Source organism: Nonomuraea sp. NPDC005501 (genome assembly GCF_040605905.1).
Taxonomy (GTDB): domain Bacteria; phylum Actinomycetota; class Actinomycetes; order Streptosporangiales; family Streptosporangiaceae; genus Nonomuraea.
On sequence record NZ_JBEXDT010000016.1, the window covers coordinates 13713 to 29594 of the forward strand.

At 73.7% G+C, this 15882-nt stretch carries 14 protein-coding genes and 1 pseudogene; 8 read left to right on the forward strand and 7 right to left on the reverse strand.

Translation table 11 applies throughout. From position 1 onward, the window contains the following. Positions 1 to 95: 95 nt before the first annotated feature. A complete protein-coding gene (locus tag ABZS51_RS11470) occupies positions 96 to 893 on the reverse strand; it encodes an IclR family transcriptional regulator (protein WP_355438799.1) in 798 nt (265 codons plus the stop codon). Positions 894 to 1004: 111 nt separating this feature from the next. Beyond that, positions 1005 to 1799: a methyltransferase domain-containing protein gene (locus ABZS51_RS11475; RefSeq protein ID WP_355438801.1), complete on the reverse strand. Its 795-nt coding sequence runs from the start codon at positions 1797 to 1799 to the stop codon at positions 1005 to 1007. Between the two features lie 230 nt (positions 1800 to 2029). On the opposite strand from ABZS51_RS11475, the gene ABZS51_RS11480 reads away from it, so the two are divergent. Then, positions 2030 to 2377: an MmcQ/YjbR family DNA-binding protein gene (locus ABZS51_RS11480; protein ID WP_355438803.1), complete on the forward strand. Its 348-nt coding sequence runs from the start codon at positions 2030 to 2032 to the stop codon at positions 2375 to 2377. A 40-nt stretch (positions 2378 to 2417) separates the two neighbouring features. Here ABZS51_RS11480 and ABZS51_RS11485 read toward each other — a convergent pair whose 3' ends face one another. Further along, positions 2418 to 3428 (reverse strand): hypothetical protein, encoded by a 1011-nt coding sequence (locus tag ABZS51_RS11485; RefSeq protein ID WP_355438805.1) that lies wholly within the window; start codon positions 3426 to 3428, stop codon positions 2418 to 2420. A gap of 133 nt (positions 3429 to 3561) precedes the next feature. Between ABZS51_RS11485 and ABZS51_RS11490 the strand changes: the two genes are divergently transcribed. Further along, a complete protein-coding gene (locus ABZS51_RS11490; protein ID WP_355438807.1) occupies positions 3562 to 5850 on the forward strand; it encodes a transglycosylase domain-containing protein in 2289 nt (762 codons plus the stop codon). Between the two features lie 35 nt (positions 5851 to 5885). Next, positions 5886 to 6833 carry a DUF2218 domain-containing protein gene (locus ABZS51_RS11495; protein ID WP_355438809.1) on the forward strand — a complete coding sequence of 316 codons (948 nt, stop codon included), beginning with the start codon at positions 5886 to 5888 and terminating at the stop codon, positions 6831 to 6833. 45 nt (positions 6834 to 6878) lie between these two features. Here ABZS51_RS11495 and ABZS51_RS11500 read toward each other — a convergent pair whose 3' ends face one another. Further along, a complete protein-coding gene (locus ABZS51_RS11500) occupies positions 6879 to 9383 on the reverse strand; it encodes an ATP-dependent Clp protease ATP-binding subunit (RefSeq protein WP_355438811.1) in 2505 nt (834 codons plus the stop codon). Positions 9384 to 9509: 126 nt separating this feature from the next. Further along, entirely contained in the window at positions 9510 to 10154 is a 645-nt protein-coding gene (locus ABZS51_RS11505) for an SDR family oxidoreductase (RefSeq protein ID WP_355438813.1), read from the reverse strand. A 22-nt stretch (positions 10155 to 10176) separates the two neighbouring features. Between ABZS51_RS11505 and ABZS51_RS11510 the strand changes: the two genes are divergently transcribed. Both ABZS51_RS11510 and gndA read left to right on the forward strand, forming a co-directional pair. Continuing rightward, positions 10177 to 10869, forward strand: a complete 693-nt coding sequence (locus ABZS51_RS11510) for an HAD family hydrolase (protein WP_310710011.1) — start codon at positions 10177 to 10179, stop codon at positions 10867 to 10869. Between the two features lie 91 nt (positions 10870 to 10960). Then, positions 10961 to 12385 (forward strand): NADP-dependent phosphogluconate dehydrogenase, encoded by a 1425-nt coding sequence (gndA, locus tag ABZS51_RS11515; protein ID WP_355438816.1) that lies wholly within the window; start codon positions 10961 to 10963, stop codon positions 12383 to 12385. A 156-nt stretch (positions 12386 to 12541) separates the two neighbouring features. Here gndA and ABZS51_RS11520 read toward each other — a convergent pair. Further along, a pseudogene (locus tag ABZS51_RS11520) lies at positions 12542 to 12868 on the reverse strand (VOC family protein); the annotation flags it as partial. A 342-nt stretch (positions 12869 to 13210) separates the two neighbouring features. Between ABZS51_RS11520 and ABZS51_RS11525 the strand changes: the two are divergent. Genes ABZS51_RS11525 through ABZS51_RS11535 form a run of 3 tightly spaced genes read left to right on the forward strand, consistent with a single transcriptional unit; the run spans position 13211 to position 14613 of the window. Next, positions 13211 to 13444 (forward strand): AraC family transcriptional regulator, encoded by a 234-nt coding sequence (locus ABZS51_RS11525; RefSeq protein WP_355438818.1) that lies wholly within the window; start codon positions 13211 to 13213, stop codon positions 13442 to 13444. Positions 13445 to 13453: 9 nt separating this feature from the next. After that, entirely contained in the window at positions 13454 to 13885 is a 432-nt protein-coding gene (locus tag ABZS51_RS11530; RefSeq protein ID WP_355438820.1) for a type II toxin-antitoxin system PemK/MazF family toxin, read from the forward strand. Further along, positions 13882 to 14613, forward strand: a complete 732-nt coding sequence (locus ABZS51_RS11535; protein WP_355438822.1) for a tyrosine-protein phosphatase — start codon at positions 13882 to 13884, stop codon at positions 14611 to 14613. The genes ABZS51_RS11530 and ABZS51_RS11535 overlap by 4 nt, the downstream gene beginning before the upstream one ends. A 15-nt stretch (positions 14614 to 14628) precedes the next feature. Here the strand turns inward: ABZS51_RS11535 and ABZS51_RS11540 are convergent, their stop codons facing one another. Next, on the reverse strand, positions 14629 to 15867 hold the full coding sequence (locus ABZS51_RS11540; RefSeq protein ID WP_355438824.1) for a Cmx/CmrA family chloramphenicol efflux MFS transporter: 1239 nt from the start codon (positions 15865 to 15867) through the stop codon (positions 14629 to 14631). Between the last annotated feature and the right edge of the window lie 15 nt (positions 15868 to 15882).

The following is a 15882-nucleotide window of genomic DNA, read 5'->3' on the forward strand; positions in this document are numbered from 1 at the left end:
CACGCGGCGCGCCTGGCCGGGCGCCGCGCGGTGGACCGGGACGGGCGCCGGAGTGGGCGCCGGGGTGGGCGTCGTGCGGTGCGCCGGGATGGGCGTCATGTGGTCCGCCGGCCGGTGACGATGGCCTGGATGGCGGGCAGGTCGTCGACGAGCCGCCGCAGCGGCGTGCGGTAGGCCAGGCCGCTGACGCTGACGGCGCCGCTGGGCACCGTGGGCGAGGTCAGGTAGGCCGGGACAGCGACGCAGTTGACGCCGGGCTCGTTCTCCTGGTCGTCCACGGCGTAGCCCCGCTCGCGGATGCGGACCAGCTCGGCGTGCAGCTCTCCGACCGTGCCGATCGAGCGCTCGGTGGGCCGTTTCAGCCGCCGGCCGGCGACCCAGCCGCGTACCGCGTCCTCGTCGCGCAGGGCGTCGGCGAGCAGCATCTTGCCGACGGCGGTGCAGTGCGCCGGGTTGCGGCCCCCCACGACCGAGGTCAGCCGCACCGCGCCGGCGGGCGGGTCGAGCTTGGAACGGTAGACGACCGAGGCGCCGTCCAGCACGGCGTAGTGCGCCGTCTCGCCGTAGCGCTCGCACAGCGCCTGGAGGACCGGGATGATCCGGACGTGGTCCGGCCGGGCCTCGTGGTGCTCGAAGGCCATCCGCAGGAACTCGTCGCCGAGCACGTAGCGGCCGTGGCTGTTCCTGGACGCGAACCCGGCGCGGCGCAGCGAGGCCAGGGCACGGTGGACGGTCGGCTTGGGGCTGGCCACGGCGCGCGCCATCTCCTCCAGGGCGATCCCGTCGGGATGCCGGGCCAGCTCGGCCAGCACCGCCAGCACGCGATCGGCTCCGACGAGCCGGGGCTCGGCGTCGCTCGCCGCGGCGACGAGGCCGGTCACCACGTCGGACATATTCCGGATGTTAGACCATCGTTCCGAAATCTGGAAGCTCACCCCCGAACCGCCGCCCCCGCCCGGCGCTCGAATCGGGTGGGGCTGCGGCAAGTAGGGGGTGGCCCTGGGTCAGGCGCGGCAGAGGATCTCGCCGTGCAGGACGGACAGCCAGCCGTCCTCGGCCGCTGCCCACTCACGCCACCCGTCGGACATGCGATGCAGGTCGTCGCGGGTGGCGGCGCCGGTGGCCAGGGCCTGGTCGGCCAAGGCGGAGCTGAGGATGCGCTCCGCCCACATGCCGCCCCACCACGCGCGGTCCTCCGGCGTGGCGAAGCACCAGGTGGACGAGGTGGCCGTCACGTCCTCGAACCCGGCCGCCCGCGCCCACGACAGCAGCCGCCGCCCGGCGTCCGGCTCGCCGCCGTTGCCCCGCGCGACCCGCTGGTAGAGGGCCATCCAGTCGTCGAGCGCCGGCACCCGGGGGTACCAGGTGAAGGCCGCGTAGTCACTGTCGCGCGCCGCCACGAACCCGGTGGGCTTGGCCACGCGCCGCATCTCGCGCAGCGCCCGCACCGGGTCGCCCACGTGCTGGAGCACCTGGTGGGCGTGGACGACGCAGAACGTGTCGTCCGGGAAGTCCAGCGCGTGCACGTCGGTCACGGCGAAGCCGGCGTTGACGACGCCGCGGGCGGCCAGCTCCGCCTTGGTGATCTCCAGCGCCTCGGGGGTCACCTCGGACGCGGTCACGTGCGCCACCCTGGACGCCAGGTCGGCGGTGATGGTTCCCGGCCCGCTGCCCACGTCGAGCACCGTCATGTGCGGCTTCAGCCACGGCAGCAGGTACGCCGCCGAGTTCTCGGCGGTGCGCCACCGGTGCGAGCGCAGCACGGACTCGTGGTGGCCGTGCGTGTATACGGCGTCCATCAGAACTCCTTCGTCCCCGTCCGGCCCCATGACCGGCCCGACGCGACAACCGTAGCTGCTGTCTCATGATGAGAGAAGATTCGTCTCGCAAAGCGAGATCACTGGAACAGGCGACGCCCCGCCCCTCCGGTCCTGTCCGGCCGTCGCGGCGGTCCGCCGGCGTCGGGGCGGGTGGATCGACGGCTGGATCGACGGGTGGATCGTCGGTGGGGGTCGCTAGGGTGGGCGGCATGGTGACGGTCGAGGACGTACGGCGGCTCGCGTCCACCCTGCCCCGGTCGTCGGAGCACCTCATCAGGGATCGGGTGAAGTTCCGGGTGGGGTCGATCGTCTACGTCGCGTTCTCGCGTGACGAGACCGTGATGGGCTTCGCGTTCCCCAAGGAGGAGCGAGAGGCGCTGGTGGCCGCCGAGCCGGACACGTTCATGATGCCGGACGAGCGCGACCTGCGGTATCACTGGGTGCTCGTCCGGATGGCGGCCATCGACCTCGACGAGATGCGGGAGCTGGTCGTCGAGGCGTGGCGGATGGTCGTGCCGAAGAAGGTCTACGCCGCGTACACAGCCGGCGTCCGCTGACCCCGCGCGCTCCCCGCGACGGCCGCCCGCGGGGAGGGCTTCAGCGCAGGCCGCGGTACAGGTCCGCGGTCAGGCGCGTGACGCGGCGCACCGAGGAGATCCACGTGCCGCCCGCCGGGTGCGCCGTCAGGACGGCCAGCACGTACCTGTCGTCCTTGCCCGCCAGGCCGGTCGTGTGCAGGACCGGCCGTCCCAGGTCCGGCACCCCGGAGCCGCGGGCGCGCAGCGGCCCGGCTGAGGTCGAAGCGTCCCGCGCCACGGCCGAGGCCCCCTGCGCCGCGGCCGGGTCCGGCCCGCCCAGGGTCACGGCCGAGGCCGACGGGGCGTGGGTCGTCGGGGAGGCCGGCGAGGCGGCGCAGCGTACGGGCGGCACCGACCCGAAGCCCGACCAGCCCTGCTTGACCGCCCACGGCCGGGGCACGGCACGCGGGATGCCGAAGTACTGGTCGAAGCCGTCGCTGCCGCACGGCGTTGCGGCCCGCAGGTGGCCGAGGATCGTGTCGCGGACCCGCGGCGCGGCCCGGTCGAGCAGGTAACGGTAGACGCGGACCACGTCGTACGCGCTGAGCGAGGTGTACCCCCAGAAACCGGGCTTGGAGGCGGGCGGCGGAGCCGTGTCGGACAGCCCGAGCCGGCGCGCCTGCCGCGTGATGACGGCGCCCTTGCCGGCCCGGTCCCACAGCGTCGAGGCGGCGTCGTCGTCGCTGGAGCGCAGCATGATCTTCAGCAGGCGGGCGTCGGCCGGCGCAACGCTCCTGCGGGACTCCAGGTAGTCGATGGCGAGCAGGATCTTCACCACCGAGGCCGAGCGGAACGCCCGGTGGGCGTTCCTGGTGGCCACGATCCGCCCCGTGCCACCGGCCCTCCGGTCGAACACCACCCAGGCGGCGGTGGTCCCGGCCGGCACCACGGGCGGCACCACCGACGCACGGGAGACCGCCGGAGCGGCGGACGCGGAGGGGAGGGCGGAGGCGGCGGCGGGCGGGGCCGACACGCAGCCCGCGGCGAGGGGGACGGCCGCCGCCACGGCGGCCCACGGCTTGATGCGCATCCGCCATACCTACCAGAACAGCCGCAACCACCGAAGATCGCGGCCCACGAGCTGCGGTGATATCAGGTTCCGTATGACGCGGCCGGTGGCGCAGTCTTGGACAGGCGGAGCCGGTTGTGGTCGGATGACCGCCATGCCCCAAGAGAACACCACGCGGAGCCATGCCCGGCTGACAGGCCTCGTCCGCCTGACCGGTGCGGCGGTGGCCGCAGGCGTCCTGGTCGCGGCCATCGCGCTGCCCGCCGTGGGCGGCTCCGGCGCGGTGGTGGTCTCGGCGGCCGAGGAGCTCGGCCTGCGGCCGATGGAGCTGGAGGAGCCGCCGCTGCCGCAGGCGTCCACGGTGTACGACGCCAAGGGCGGCCGGATCGCCCAGTTCTTCGCCCAGGACCGCAAGGTGGTGCGGCTGGACCAGATCTCCGAGATCATGCGCAAGGCGATCGTCGCCATCGAGGACGACCGCTTCTACCAGCACGGCGCGATCGACATCGAGGGCACCGTGCGTGCCCTGGCCAAGAACCTCAGCTCCGGCGGCGTGAGCCAGGGCGGCTCCAGCATCACCCAGCAGTACGTCAAGCAGGTGCTGCTCAACTCGGCCGACACCGAGGAGGGCAAGGAGAAGGCGCTGGAGGCCAGCTACGCCCGCAAGCTCAACGAGCTGCGCTACGCCATGGGCGTGGAGGAGAAGTACACCAAGGACGAGATCCTGGCCAAGTACCTCAACATCGCCTACTTCGGGGCGGGCGCGAACGGCGTGGAGGCGGCGGCCCGGCGCTTCTTCGGCGTGTCCGCGGCCCGGCTGAACCTGTCGCAGGCGGCGACCCTGGCCGGCGCCGTCCAGAACCCGAACCTCACCGACCCGGCCACCGGTGCGAAGGCGCGCAAGCTGCTGCTGGAGCGGCGCAACACGGTGCTCGGCCGGATGGCTGAGCTCGGCGTGATCACGCCCGCGCAGGCGGCCGAGGCCAAGACGGCCAAGCTCGGCTACAAGGGCGTCCGCCAGCCCAACGGCTGCCAGGCCAGCTCGTATCCGTACTTCTGCGAGTACGTCCGGTACGAGCTGCTGACGAACAAGGCGTTCGGCAAGACGCAGCGCGCCCGCGAGGAGGCGTTCCGCCGGGGCGGCCTGCGGATCACCACGAGCCTCGACCCCAAGGCGCAGGCCGCCGCGGACAAGGCCGTCAAGAAGTACGTGCACGCCTCCGACCGGGCGCTGGCCTCGGAGGCGCTGGTCCAGCCCGGCACCGGCATGATCAGGGCCATGGCGGCCAGCAGGCCGTTCGGCAGCGACACCAAAAAGAACCAGATCTCGTACAACCCGGTGGCCGACGTGCGGCACGGCGGGCTGATCGGGTTCCAGGCGGGCTCGACGTTCAAGACGTTCACGCTCCTCACGGCGCTCAAGCAGGGCATGAAGATCGGCGACGGCATCAGCGTCGGCGGGTCCTACTCCGCACCCTCCGCGTCCTCCTTCAAGGACTGCAAGGGCAACTCCATGGGCATCCCGTCGTGGCCGGTCACCAACGACGAGGGCACGGGCGGGTTCAAGACGCTGGCCACCGGCACGTGGGGGTCCGTCAACACGTTCTTCGTGGCGCTGGAGCAGCGGGTCGGCCTGTGCGAGACCGTGCAGACGGCCAAGTCGCTGGGCATCCGGCGGGCCGACGGCAAGAACCTGCACGAGGTCGAGACGTTCACGCTCGGCATCAACGAGATGGACCCGGTGACGGTGGCGTCCGCCTACGCGGGCATCGCCGCCCGGGGCAAGTACTGCGCGCCGCTGGCCATCACCAAGGTCACCGACGTCGCCACCGGCCGGTCCACCTCGTACGCGCCGCAGTGCCGGCAGGCGCTGGACGCGGGCGTGGCCGACGCGGCGGCGAACGTGCTGTCCGGCGTGTTCACCCAGGGCACGATGCGCGGCGTCGGCGGCATCGGCCGGCCCGCGGCCGGCAAGACGGGCACCACCGACGGGTACGCCAGCGCGTGGTTCGCCGGGTTCACGCCGGACCTCGCGGGCGCGGTGAGCATCGGCGACCCGCGCGGCTCGCAGCGGTACAAGCTGACCGGGATCACCATCGGCGGCCGGTACTTCGGCTCGATCCAGGGCGCCTCCGTGCCCGGCCCGATCTGGAAGGACACCATGATGGCGGCCCTGAAGGGGACACCGGCGACGCCGTTCACGCCGGTGGACACGGCCCGCTTCGGCGGCTGCGGCTCCTCCTGCGCGCCGGTCCGCGAGCAGGCCCCGGACGACGACCAGGAGCCCGCGGACGACGACGGTGTCATCGACGACACCCAGATCGCGGACCTCCCCGGGGGCGGCACGACCGGGCCCGGCAGCGAGGGCGAGATCGGCACCGACGGCGAGACCGGCACCGGGCCCGAGCCCGGGGTGGTGCTCAGCCCCGACCCCCGGGGGTAGGTTGCCAGGGAGCCGCCTCTGACCGAAGGAGCCTGATGCCCATCTCGACGGCGTACGTCCCCACCGACCGCCCGGAGCGCTACATCAAGCAGCTCGTCTCCCACCTCGGGCGCAAGGCCACCACGACCCTGTCCACCGACGGCCGGGCGACCATCGCCCTCTCGCACGGGGAGTGCGTGCTGGCGCCGGCCGGGGGCGCCCTGGAGATGATCGCGACCGCGGCGGACGCGGAGGCGCTGGCCGGGGTCCAGGACGTCGTCACGCGGCACCTGCTGCGCTTCGCCACGCAGGAGGAGCTGCGCACCGAGTGGACGGAGCCGGTCGCGGGCGACGAGCTGGAGATCCTCTCCCCCGTCGCCGGCGACTACCTGCTCACGCACTGCACCCAGCCGGACGAGCTGCTCCGGGAGCTGGTGGCGCGGACCCGCGAGGCCACCGGCGGCGCCGCCGGCATGCAGATCTCGCATGACGAGGGCGCGTTCCTGTCCCTGCTCGTCCGCATGACGGGGGCCCGGCGGGCGATCGAGGTCGGGGTGTTCACCGGCTACTCCTCCCTCTGCGTCGCCCGCGCCCTGCCCGAGGACGGCCACCTGCTCGCCTGCGACGTGAGCGAGGAGTGGACGTCCATCGCCCGCGAGTACTGGGAGCGCGCGGGCGTGGCGGACCGCGTCGAGCTGCGGATCGGGCCGGCGCTCGACACGCTGCGCGCGCTGCCCGCCGAGCCGGTCTACGACTTCGCGTTCATCGACGCCGACAAGCCGAGCTACCCGGCCTACTACGAGGAGATCGTCTCCCGGCTGCGCCCGGGCGGGCTGATCGTGCTCGACAACGTCTTCCAGGGCGGGCGCGTGTTCGACCCGGCGTTCCAGGAGGCCCACCAGGTGGCGATCCGGCAGGTGAACGAGCTGATCGCCCAGGACGAGCGGGTGGAGTCGGTGATGCTGCCGGTGCGCGACGGCGTCACGCTGGCCCGCAGGCGCTGACCACCCGCTCCACCCGCTCCACCCGCTCCACCCGGGAGGGCGCGGTCAGGCGCCGACCGGCTCCGGGTTGTGGGCGCGCAGGGACAGCCGGTCGTTCTCCACGTCCACCATCACCCGGCCGCCCTCGGCGACCTCGCCCGTCAGCAGCATCGCCGACAGCCGGTTGTCCAGCTCGCGCTGGATGGTGCGGCGCAGCGGCCGGGCGCCGAACTCGGGCTGGTGGCCGCGCTCGGCCAGCCAGTCCACGGCCGCCGTGGAGACCTGGAGGTCGATGTCCTGGCCGCGCAGCCGCTGCCGGGTGCGCTCCAGCAGCAGCTCGACGATCTGCCGGAGCTCCTCGCGGTCCAGCCGCTTGAAGATGATCGTCTCGTCGATGCGGTTGAGCAGCTCGGGCCGCATGGAGTGCCGCAGCAGGTCCATGAGGCGCTCCTCCAGGGCGGAGCCGTTCAGGGCGGGGTCGTCGCCCGAGTCGAGGATGAGCTGGGCGCCGATGTTGCTGGTCATGATGACGATCGTGTTGGTGAAGTCGACGGTGCGGCCCTGCCCGTCGGTCAGGCGGCCGTCGTCGAGCATCTGCAGCAGGATGTTGGTCACGTCGGGGTGGGCCTTCTCGATCTCGTCGAGCAGGAGCACCCCGTGCGGGCGGCGGCGGACGGCCTCGGTGAGCTGCCCGGCCTCCTCGTAGCCGACGTAGCCGGGAGGGGCGCCGACGAGCCGGGAGACCGTGTGACGCTCCTGGTACTCGCTCATGTCCAGCCGGACCATGTGATCCTCGCCGCCGAACAGGGCCGCCGCCAGCGCGCGGGCCAGCTCGGTCTTGCCGACGCCGGTCGGCCCGAGGAACAGGAAGCTGCCGATCGGGCGGTGCGGGTCGGACAGCCCGGCGCGGGAGCGGCGGACCGCCTCGGCGATCGCGACGACCGCCTCGTCCTGGCCGACGACCCGCAGGTGCAGGTGCTCCTCCAGCCGCATCAGCCGTTCGCGCTCCTGCTCGGTGAGCTGGCGCACCGGGATTCCGGTCCGGCGGGAGACGATCTCGGCGACGTCCTCGGCCATGACCTGCGGCGCCTCGTCGCGTACCTGCCGGGCGCGCTCCAGCTCGGGGCGCAGCTTGCCCATCTCCGACGACAGCTCCTTGGCCCGGTCGAAGTCCTCGGCGGCCACGGCCTGGTCCTTGTCGCGGCGCAGCGCGTCGAGGCGCTCCTCCAGGTCCCGCACGTCGGTGCCGGGAGTACGGGCGCGCAGCCGGACCCGGGCGGCGGCCTGGTCCATGAGGTCGATGGCCTTGTCCGGCAGGAACCGGTCGGGGATGTACCGGTCGGACAGGATGGCGGCGGCATGCAGCGCCTCGTCGGTGATGCGTGCCTGGTGGTGGGCCTCGTAGGCGTCGCGCAGGCCGCGCAGGATCTCGATCGTCTCCTCGACGGTCGGCTCGGGGACGAGGATCGGCTGGAAGCGGCGTTCGAGGGCGGCGTCCTTCTCGACGTTCTTGCGGTACTCGTCGATCGTGGTGGCGGCGATGACGTGCAGCTCGCCGCGCGCGAGGGCGGGCTTGAGGATGTTGGCGGCGTCCATGCCGCCCTCGGCCGAGCCGGCGCCGACGAGCGTGTGCATCTCGTCGATGAACACGATCGTCCGGTCGGCCTGGGCGCGCACCTCGTCCACGACCTTCTTGACGCGCTCCTCGAACTCGCCCCGGTACTTCGTCCCGGCCACCATGCCGGTCAGGTCGAGCGCGACGACGCGGCGGTCCTTCAGCGGGTCGGGAACGTCGCCGTTCACGATGCGCTGCGCGATGCCCTCGACGATGGCGGTCTTGCCGACGCCGGGCTCGCCGATGAGCGCCGGGTTGTTCTTGGTACGGCGCGACAGCACCTCCAGGGCCTGCTCGATCTCGTCCTCGCGGCCGACGACCGGGTCGATGCGGCCTTGGCGGGCCTCCTCGGTCAGGTCCCTGCCGAACTGGTCGAGCGACGGCGTGTCGCTCGCGGGGGCCCGGTCGGGCCGGCGTGGCTCGTCGCCGTACGCCATGGCGCGCTGGAGCTCCTGGACGGAGACGCCCTCTTCCTGGAGCAGCCGGGCGGCGCTGGAGCCGGGGTTGGCGGCGAGGGCGAGCAGGAGGTGCTCGGGGCCGATGTAGGAGGAGGCGAGGGCGCGGGCGATGCGCTGGGCGTCGAGGAGGGTGCGCTTGAGGCCCGGTGACAGCGTCGCGGGCGGCTCGCCGGCGGGCTCGCCGGGCGTGGCGGCGGCCTCGGCGCGTTCGCGCAGCCGCTCCACGTTGACGCCGGCCGCCTGGAGCAGGGCGCTGGTCCGGTCGGCCCGGGTCAGGGCGTCGAGCAGGTCGAGCACGCCGAGGTCCTCGGCGCCGCGCCGCCCGGCGGTCTCCATGGCGTCGGCGAGGACCTGCCGGGCCGGTTCACTGAGCAGCCTGCCGATGTCGACGCGCTGCACACTGGGCCGGGCGGGGGGCCACGCGTCGCCGAACATCCGTCCGGTGAGCTCCTCGAACCGCTTGAACGGGTCTCCCCCAAAGAGCGACATATCCGACATTACGGGTCCCTTCTCGCGCACTGAGGGAACCCTTAACCGGGGACGCCGCAAGCCAAAGCCAACCCCGCGCCGCCGAACGGCAAAACCCTGACGGCCCCGGACCCGCGGCTCGGCGCGGGAAGCGGCTCAGCGCACCGAGGCGATCGCCTCCGGGATCGGCGTGTCGCCGGAGACCAGCTCCAGGACCCGGCCGATCGCGGCCCGCTCGCGCAGCAGCTCGGCGAGCACGGCGGCCACGTCGTCGCGGGGCACCGTGCCGCGCGGCACCTCCGGCGCGAGCCGTACCCGGCCCGTGCCCGGCTCGTCGGTGAGCCCGCCCGGCCGGACGATCGTCCAGTCGAGCCCGCGGCGGCGCAGGTCCTCCTCGGCCGCGGTCTTGGCCGTGATGTACGCCGTCCAGACCTCGTCGCTTCCCGGCGCGGGCGGCCTGCCCGCGCCCATCGAGGAGACCTGCAGGAACCGGCGCACCCCCGCCCGCTCCGCCGCGTCGGCGAGCAGCACGGACGCGGCCCGGTCGACGGTGTCCTTGCGGGCCACGCCGCTGCCCGGCCCGGCCCCGGCGGCGAAGACCGCCGCGTCGGCGCCGTCGAGGATCGCCGCCAGCTCCTCGACTCCGGCGCTCTCCAGGTCGCAGAGCACGGCCCGGGCCCCGGTGGCCTCGACATCGGCCACGTGCGCGGGGTTGCGCACCAGGCCGGTGGCGGCGCTCCCGAGCAGCCGCTCGAGCCGGAGCGCGATCTTCCCGTGACCGCCCGCGATGATGATCCTCATCCGCTCATGGTGTCATGGAAGCATGAGTGACTTCCCGCAGGCCCCCACCCCGGCGTTCCTGTTCGACCTCGACGGCACCCTGATCGACAGCGTGTACCAGCACGTGATCGCCTGGCGGCAGGCGCTGTCCGGGATGGGCATCGACCTGTCGGTGTGGCGGATCCACCGGCGCATCGGGATGAGCGGCGGGCTGTTCGTCAGCGCGCTGCTGCGGGAGACGGGGCTGAAGCTCAGCCAGGAGCAGATCGACGAGCTGCAGAACACCCACGCCGACGCCTACACCGAGCAGCTCCGCTCCGTCCGCCCGCTGCCCGGCGCCGCCGAGCTGCTGGCGGAGCTGTCCTCGCGCGGCGTGCCGTGGGCGATCGCCACCAGCGGCTACGCCCGTACGGCGCGGTCGGCGCTCGGCATGCTGGGCCTGCCGGAGGACACGCCGATGGTCACCCGCGACCTGGTGCGCCGCGCCAAGCCGGACCCTGACCTGTTCCTGGCCGGTGCGGCGCTGCTCGACGTCGATCCGGCGCATGCGATGGTGGTGGGAGACAGCGTCTGGGACCTGCTCGCCGCCCGAAGGGCGGGCGCGCTCGGGATCGGGCTCCTGTCCGGCGGGTACGGCAGGGACGAGCTTGAGCGCACAGGAGCCTTCCGGGTGTACGCCGATCCGGCGGACATGCTGGACAGGCTGGACGAGCTCGGCGTGCGCGGCACCGACTGAGCGGGTGCGGCCCGGAGCGATCGGCGTGGCGGGGAATATCCGGTCGAACTGACGAGGCTTGACCGTGCGTATCCCCGATAGAGGAGCTGAAATGGACTTGGCAGACATCGGCGTCACCGGTCTGGCGACCATGGGACGCAACCTGGCCCGCAACCTGGCCAGGCACGGCTACGCGGTGGCCGTGCACAACCGTTCCACCAGCCGCACGCAGCAACTGGTCAAGGAGTTCGGCGGCGAGGGCACGTTCGTCCCCGCCGAGGAGCTCTCCGGCTTCGTGGCCTCCCTGAAGCGGCCCCGGCGGGCGATCATCATGGTGAAGGCCGGTGCGGGGACCGACGCGGTGATCGACCAGCTCGCGGAGCTGATGGAGCCCGGCGACATGATCGTCGACGGCGGCAACGCGCACTTCGCCGACACCCGGCGGCGCGAGGCCGCGCTGCGTGAGAAGGGCATCCACTTCGTCGGCACCGGCATCTCCGGCGGCGAGGAGGGCGCGCTCAACGGGCCGAGCATCATGCCGGGCGGCTCCACGGAGTCGTGGGAGGCGCTCGGGCCGATCCTGCAGGACATCTCGGCCAAGGTCGACGGCGTGCCGTGCGCGGTGCACGTGGGCCCCGACGGCGCCGGGCACTTCGTCAAGATGGTGCACAACGGCATCGAGTACTCCGACATGCAGCTCATCGCCGAGTCGTACGACCTGCTGCGGCAGGCGCTCGGCGCGACCCCGGCCGAGCTGGCCGAGGTGTTCCGTGAGTGGAACCGGGGCGAGCTGGACTCGTACCTCATCGAGATCACCGCCGAGGTGCTGGAGCAGGTCGACGCCGCCACCGGCAAGCCGTTCGTGGACGTGGTGGTCGACCAGGCCGAACAGAAGGGCACGGGCCGCTGGACCGTGCAGAGCGCCCTCGACCTGGGCGTGCCGGTCACCGGCATCGCCGAGGCGGTCTTCGCCCGTGCCCTGTCGGGCCACCCCGAGCAGCGCGCCGCCGCCGCGGGCCTGGAGGGGCCGAAGCTGTCGGGAGTCGGCGGGCGCGAGCTGATCGAGGACGTGCGGCAGGCCCTGTACGCGTCCAAGATCGTCGCGTACGCGCAGGGCTTCGACCAGATGGCCGCCGCCTCCAGGGAGTACGGCTGGGACCTCGACCTGGGCGCGATGGCCACCATCTGGCGGGGCGGGTGCATCATCCGGGCCAAGTTCCTCGACCGGATCCGCTCGGCCTACGACGCCGACCCGGCGCTGCCGACGCTGCTCGCGGACCCGACGTTCGCGGCGGCGCTCAACGTGGCGCAGGACGCCTGGCGACGGGTGGTCACCACGGCCGTCCAGATCGGCGTGCCGACGCCGGGCTTCTCCTCGGCGCTCGCCTACTACGACGGGCTGCGCCGCGACCGGCTGCCGGCGGCGCTGGTGCAGGGGCTGCGCGACTTCTTCGGCGCGCACACGTACCTGCGGGTGGACCAGGAGGGCGCCTTCCACACGGACTGGTCGGGCGACCGCGCCGAGCACCCGGCGTAACCGTACGGCTCGACCTCGGGTGCCGGACGCGCCGCGTCCGGGGGCTCGGGGCCGGGCGGGCCGGGTCTGGCGGGACCCGGCCCGTCGCTGTGCCGCCCCGGCGTCCCCGCCGGGTCTGCGCCCTCGGGGCGGTCTGGCCGCCGAGACGCAGAAGGGGTGGCCCTCGGGGTCGGTGAACACCGTCCACTCGTCCTCGCCCGGCTGGAAGTCCGGCACGGACGCGCCCAGGGCGACCAGCTCCCCACGGGCGACGCCGACGTCCGGCACCTGGAAGTCCAGGTGGAGGTGCTTGTCGCCGCCCGGCCAGCCAGGGCCGCCGCCGTAGCCGTCCACCCGCTGGAAGGCCAGTGTGACGGGGCCGCCCTCGACGGTGGCGTAGTCGGCGTCGCCCTGGCCGAGCCGCCAGCCGGCGGCCTTGGCGTAGAAGGCGGCGAGCGCGGCCGGGTCGGCGCAGTCGAAGATGATCGTGGAAAGAGTCGTCATGCGGCCCAGCCTGCCCGGTCGCGGACGCCACGGTCTTGAACATCCTTGCACCCCGGCCACGCCGCCGGAATTGTCGTACCCGGGGCGTAGCGTGCCGGGGGTGCGTACAGGTGTGCGGCTCGGGGGCGGGCCGGGGTTCACGGTCGACGCGGTGACCTGCGTCGACGACCATCGCGGGTGGTCGCCCGCCGAGGTGGGGTCCGCGTACCTGCTGGTGCTGGTGCGGCGAGGCCGGTTCCGGCGGATGGCGGACGGCCGGGGCGCGCTGGCGGACCCGACGATGGCCTACCTGGCGCTGCCCGGCGAGGAGGAGCGCTTCGCGCACCCGGCGGGCGGCGACGTGTGCACCTCGAGCTGGGCGTCTCCCTCACCTGCTACCGCAACCGGGTGCGCGTCGGACGGGCGCTCGACCGGCTGGAGGCCGGGGAGGAGAGCCTGGCGCGGCTGGCGGCCGACCTGGGCTTCGCCGACCAGGCCCACCTGACGCGCACGGTACGCCACCACGCCGGCCACACCCCCGCCGTCCTGCGCCGCCTCCTGACGCCGCCGCGCGCGGGCGCTCCGTGGAGAGCCTAGGATGCCCACGTGCACGATCAAGGTGAAGACCCGCGACCCCTCCGCGGCGCGGTGCGTGAGATCCACTCGACGGCCCAGGCCGCCACGCTGGCCTACTCCCCCGATCTGGACGGCCTGGCCGACCCCGGCGAGATCGTCTGGGCGTGGGTGCCGTACGAGGAGGACCCGGCGCGGGGCAAGGACCGTCCGCTGCTGGTCGTCGGCCGTACCGGGCGGAGGCTGCTCGGCGTCATGCTGTCCAGCAAGGGCGACGACGGGCCCGACTGGGTGGAGGTCGGCGCCTGGGGCCGTGACGGCAGGGTGTCGCACGCGCGGCTGGACCGGGTGTTCGTGCTGGACGAGGACGACATCAGGCGTGAGGGCGCCGTGCTCGACGTCGACCGCTTCACCCGGGTGGCGGCCCGCCTGATGAAGCTGCACGGCTGGTCCGCGGGACGATGACGCGGCACGTCGCGTTCGAGAGGGTGCACAACTTCCGGGATCTGGGCGGCTACCGCACCCGGGACGGTCGCGTGCTGCGCTGGGGCCGGCTGTACCGGGCGGACTCGCTGGCCAAGCTCCAGGGCGCCGACTGGGACCGGTTCGTGGAGCTGGGCGTCCGCACGGTGATCGACCTGCGCTACCCGTGGGAGATCGCGGCCAAGGGCCGGGTCCGGCACCTCGACGGGCTCGCCTACCACAACCTCAGCGTCGAGCACCGCCCGTACGACCAGGCGGCGCTCGGCCCGGACGTCGACCCGGCCCGCTTCCTGGCCGACCGGTACGCCGAGGTGGCCTACGACGGCGCGGCGGAGCTGCGGCGGGCGCTGGAGATCATCGCCGCGGACGACAACGCGCCCCTGGTGTTCCACTGCGCGTCCGGCAAGGACCGCACCGGGCTGCTCGCCGCCCTCGTGCTGGCGCTGGCCGGGGTGGACGAGGAGACCATCGTCGCCGACTTCGCCCTCACGGAGCTGGCCTCGGCACGGCTGATCGCGGACTGGCGCGCCGCGCACCCGGACCGGACCTTGGTCTGGCCCGGGTACGGGCGGGCGCCGGGTGACATCATGAGGTTCTTCCTGGCGGACCTGGCCGCCGCGCACGGCTCCGTCGAGGGGTACGCCGCGGAGCGCCTGGGGGTCGGTGGCGACCTGGTGGAGGCGCTGCGCGGGCACCTGCTGGAGCCGTGACGCGGGCGGCGCGGATCACCTCTCTTCCACCGCCCCCGTCCTGGGCGCCGGGACACGCCAGGCCCTGACGCGTTCCAGCGCGTGGGCCGTCGCGGCGACGGCGAGCGCGAGGGCCACCAGCGCCACGCTCACCCAGAGCGGCGAGCGGTAGCCCAGCCCGGCGCCGATCGTGACCCCGCCGAGCCAGGGGCCGGCGGCGGCGCCCACGTTGAAGGCCGCCGTGGCGAAGCTCCCGGCCAGCGTCGGCGCTCCCGGGGCCGCGTACAGGACCTGGGACACCAGGGTGGAGCCGACGGCGAACGACAGGGCTCCCTGCGTGAAGACCAGCACCGGCACGGCCGCCGGCCGGCCGGCGGCCGTCGCGAACACCGCCCACCCCACGACCAGCGCCGCCCCGCCGGCCGTCATGAGGAGCCGGGGACGGCTGTCGGCCAGCCGCCCGCTGACGGTGACACCGGCGAACGAGCCGAGGCCGAACAGCACCAGCAGAACGGGCATCCACGCGGGCGCGATCCCGCTGACGGTGGTGGCCAGCGGGGCGAGGTACGTGAACGTGCAGAACGTGGCGCCGTTGACCAGCGCGGCCAGCAGGAGGAGCACCAGGAGCCGCGGGTCGCGCAGCGCCCGCGCCTCACGGCGCGCCGCGGCGGGCCGGCCGCCTCCGGCAGGGCTGCCGCCCGTCCCGGCCACGACCGTCTCCGTACGGGCCGCAGCGGCCGGGACGGAGCGCAGGACGGCGACGACGGCGGGCGCCGACAGCAGGGCGACGGCCCAGAACGCCGACCGCCACCCCCACAGCTGCCCCAGCAGCGCCCCGGCGGGAACCCCGGCGACGCAGGCCAGGGTGACCCCGCCGAGGAGGATGGACGTGGCGCGGCCCTTGGCGGCCGGCGGCGCCAGGGCGGCGGCGGTCGCCACGGCCACCGCGAGGAACCCGGCGTTGGCCACGGCCGCCGCGAACCGGGTCACCAGCAGCACCTCGAAGCCGGTGGTGACCGCGCCGAGCACGTGGAGGAGCAGGAACGAGACCAGGAACACCAGCAGCGCGCGGTGGCGCGGCCAGCGCAGGCTGAGGACGGCCATCAGGGGCGCGCCGACGATCATCCCGGCGGCGAACGCCGAGGTGAGCGCTCCGGCGGCCGGGACGGACACGTTCATGTCGGACGCGATGTCCGGGACGAGCCCGGACAGCATGAACTCGGACGTGCCCATGGCGAACACCGCCAGTCCGAGCAGGTGAAGGGCGAAAGGCACGGCGAAACTCCGCAA